Source organism: Methylomonas rivi (assembly GCF_024505165.1).
Taxonomy (GTDB): domain Bacteria; phylum Pseudomonadota; class Gammaproteobacteria; order Methylococcales; family Methylomonadaceae; genus Methylomonas; species Methylomonas rivi.
The window spans coordinates 1-1,012 of the sequence record NZ_JANIBK010000333.1 but is presented as its reverse complement, the minus strand read 5'-3'; the positions used below and the strand labels follow the sequence as shown (position 1 = coordinate 1,012).

The following is a 1,012-nucleotide window of genomic DNA, read 5'->3' as shown; positions in this document are numbered from 1 at the left end:
CTCGCACGCCGCCCACTCGTTGCGCCGGGGCGATTACACCAGCGCCCTGCTTTCCGTCGCCGCCGGCGCGGCCGGCGTGTTGTTGCTGGAAAAGTTATTACACGATAAACCAGAACCCAAGGAGACCGGCGATGAGTAAAAAACACCACAAAAAACAGAACCGCCAGGGCTTTAGGGATGGCTATGGCCAGCCGTGGCAAGGCGAAGGATTCGGCCCGGCCCAAGCGCCGTTCGGTTACGCTCAACAGCAAGCGCGTTACGCTTACGGACAAGGCCAAGGTCAATATGACCCGCAAGCCGGATTCGCGCCCGATATAGGCATGCCCAGGCAAGAACGCGGCCACGGTTACGATCATCATGATGACGAGGCATACGGCCCCGGCAATTTCGATCCCGGTGTTGGCGCGGCTTACGCCTATGGCGGCGGTTCCCGGCAAACCGGGCGCGGCTATGGCCCCGGCGGTTTCGAATCCGGCCCAGGCGCCGGCAATTACGCCCCGGGCGGCGTCAACCGGGATTTTTTGCGCGAGATGTCGTCCCTGTTTCCATCGCAACACACCGACCAGTTCCTGTTGGGCCTATTGATCGGCGCCGGCGCGGCCTGGGTAATGAGCGACGATGAAATCCGCGGCAAATTGATCAAGTCGGTCATGAAAGTCTATGCCGGCGTGGCCGGCGGTTTCGAGGAACTGAAGGAACAAATGGCCGACATCAAGGCCGAAGTCGCCGCGGAACGCCACGGGGACGAGTAATGGCCGCGACTTGGTTCGCCAAGCTGGAACCCGTACACCGCAGCCGCGGCCGCGTGCGTTTTCGTTACCGCTGCCGCACCGCCACGTCGTTCGAACCCAGGCAAATCGCCCGCGCGATCGAAGCCGTCAAGGGCGTGCTGGCAGTCAAAGTCAATCCGTCGATTTGCGCGCTGGTGGTCGAATACGAAACCGCCGTCACCGACGCCGATAGCTTGGCGAACACCATCCTGACCCTGCCGCCGCCGGCCGATCCCATGCCC

Annotated in this window: 1 protein-coding gene and 1 pseudogene; both read left to right on the top strand. The window is 62.5% G+C overall.

Annotated features, from left to right (window positions below):
- Positions 1-131: 131 nt before the first annotated feature.
- A complete protein-coding gene (locus NP596_RS21550) occupies positions 132-752 on the top strand; it encodes a YtxH domain-containing protein (RefSeq protein WP_256617431.1) in 621 nt (206 codons plus the stop codon).
- Positions 752-1,012, top strand: a pseudogene (locus tag NP596_RS21545) (heavy metal translocating P-type ATPase); the annotation flags it as partial. The gene NP596_RS21550 and the pseudogene NP596_RS21545, both read left to right, overlap by 1 nt.